Here is a 2527-nt window from a genome sequence, read left to right on the forward strand (position 1 = left end):
CCGGCGGTGAACGCGGCTGTGCGGGACCCGCCGTCACGGCGTCGCCCGAGCAGGCCGCGACGGGATCGGAGGGTCCGGCGAGGGGCCCCGGCGGGCTGGCTAGCGGGCGGGCTGGCGGGCTGGCGGGCTGGCGGGCTGGCGGGGTCGCCGTACAGGTCCCGCCGGTCGGCTCGGGGCCCGGCGCAGAGGTCCGACGCGGGCAGTCGGCTCGGGCATCCGGCGCGGGCAGAAAGCCGAGCGGCTCCGGGCCCGTACGTCCTCCCCTCGGGCCGGCTTCCCCGCGCGCCCCCCTCGGGGGTCCGGCGTTGGCGTGCGGCTCCCGGCCCCGGGGTGCGGTGCGGGCGGGGCCGTCGGGTCGTGCCCCGGCCCCGCCCGCACCGCCAGGCCGTCGGCCCTGTCGTCAGGACTGTGGCTCCCGCCTGGCGGACTCCGTGTCGAACGAGATCCACGTGTCCGGCGGCAGGTCGGGGTGGCCGGGGATGGTGCGGTGTTCCTCCGTCCAGGTGTCCGCGGCGGTCGTGGCGACGCGGCGCCAGAAGCGGACCGCGGTGGTGTTCGTGTCCTGGAAGGGGATCTGCCAGGGGCCGGGGTGGCGGGAGAGGAGGGCGAGGGCGGCGGTGAGGCCGAGGCCCCGGCGGCGGGCGGCGCGGACGATGAAGAAGGTGTTCATGACGGCCGTGGGGGTGTCGAGGGCGCGGACGAAGGAGAGGCCGAGGGGGCGGTCGTCGGGGGTGAGGAAGAGGTACGGGGCCCAGCCGGGGTCCGTGAGGGCCGAGTCGACGCGCTCGGCGCGGAACGTGCCGTCGGGGAAGGGGAGGACGTCGTGGAACTCGGAGAGGTCGTGGCGGAACATGAGCCAGAGGCGGTCGATCAGGGGGCGGTCGGCGGGTGTGGCCGTACGGATCTGGATCTGTGTAGGCATGAAAAAAGCCTCCGCGGCGGGGAGTTCACGCCGGGAGGCTTGTCGGTGGCGTAACCATAGCAGTACGCCCCTCCACCCCGGCCGTCCAAGCAAGCGCTTGGACAATTGCGGCCAGGGTCACACCACCGCCCCCGTGACCAACCCCATACGTACGGGTAACTTCCCATCATCAGCTGATCCGTGAACGTCAATGGAGCCGTGATGCCCGAAGCCGTGATCGTCTCGACCGCCCGCTCCCCCATCGGCCGCGCCAACAAGGGCTCCCTCAAGGACCTCCGCCCGGACGACCTCACCGCGACGATCATCCAGGCCGCGCTCGCGAAGATCCCCGAGCTCGACCCGCACGACATCGACGACCTGATGCTGGGCTGCGGCCTGCCGGGCGGCGAGCAGGGCTACAACCTGGGCCGCATCGTCGCCGTACAGATGGGCATGGACCACCTCCCGGGCTGCACGATCACCCGTTACTGTTCGTCGTCGCTCCAGACGAGCCGCATGGCGCTGCACGCGATCAAGGCGGGCGAGGGCGACGTCTTCATCTCGGCCGGCGTCGAGATGGTCTCCCGGTACCGCAAGGGCAGCTCTGACGGCCTCCCGGACACGACGAACCCCCTGTTCGCGGACGCGCAGGCGCGTACGGCGGAGGTCGCGCAGTCGACGGGCTCGACGTGGCACGACCCGCGCGAGGACGGCCTCGTCCCGGACCCGTACATCGCGATGGGCCAGACCGCGGAGAACCTGGCGCGGGTGAAGGGCGTGACCCGCCGGGACATGGACGAGTTCGGCGTCCGCTCGCAGAACCTCGCCGAGGAAGCCATCAAGAACGGCTTCTGGGAGCGCGAGATCACCCCGGTGACGCTGCCGGACGGCACGGTCGTGTCGAAGGACGACGGCCCGCGCGCGGGCGTGACGCTGGAGGGCGTGGAGGGCCTGAAGCCGGTGTTCCGCCCCGACGGCCTGGTGACCGCCGGTAACTGCTGCCCCCTGAACGACGGCGCGGCGGCGGTCGTCATCATGTCCGACACGAAGGCGCGCGAGCTGGGCCTCACCCCGCTCGCCCGGATCGTCTCCACCGGCGTCTCCGGCCTCTCCCCCGAGATCATGGGCCTCGGCCCGGTCGAGGCGAGCAAGCAGGCGCTGAAGCGCGCGGGCCTCGGCATCGGCGACATCGACCTCGTCGAGATCAACGAGGCGTTCGCGGCGCAGGTGATCCCCTCCTACCGCGACCTCGGCATCGACCTGGACCGGCTGAACGTGAACGGCGGCGCCATCGCCGTGGGCCACCCCTTCGGGATGACCGGCGCGCGGATCACCGGCACGCTGATCAACTCCCTCCAGTTCCACGACAAGCAGTTCGGCCTGGAGACGATGTGCGTGGGCGGCGGGCAGGGCATGGCGATGGTCATCGAGCGGCTCAGCTAGGCGGGGTGCCTGGCGGGTGCCTGGCGGCTCTTCGGCGGCGCTTCGGCGGCTCTTCGGCGGTCCGAATGACAGCCGTACGTAGTCGAATTGACACTTGACGTAGTAGTCGGCCCGGAGTATGGGATTCCCCCGAACTCCGGGCCGATTTGTGATCCAATCTCACCCAGGATGTGACCTATCTCC

2 protein-coding genes are annotated in these 2527 nt (G+C 71.7%); one reads left to right on the plus strand and one right to left on the minus strand.

Translation table 11 applies throughout. From position 1 onward, the window contains the following. Positions 1-400: 400 nt before the first annotated feature. Positions 401-922: a GNAT family N-acetyltransferase gene (locus tag AOK24_RS38820; protein WP_055724638.1), complete on the minus strand. Its 522-nt coding sequence runs from the start codon at positions 920-922 to the stop codon at positions 401-403. Positions 923-1123: 201 nt separating this feature from the next. Here AOK24_RS38820 and AOK24_RS38825 point away from each other — a divergent pair, with 201 nt between their 5' ends. Then, positions 1124-2344 (plus strand): acetyl-CoA C-acetyltransferase, encoded by a 1221-nt coding sequence (locus tag AOK24_RS38825; RefSeq protein WP_055724639.1) that lies wholly within the window; start codon positions 1124-1126, stop codon positions 2342-2344. Positions 2345-2527: the final 183 nt, after the last annotated feature.

Origin of the sequence: Streptomyces niveiscabiei, assembly GCF_001419795.1 — a bacterium.
GTDB lineage: Bacteria > Actinomycetota > Actinomycetes > Streptomycetales > Streptomycetaceae > Streptomyces > Streptomyces niveiscabiei.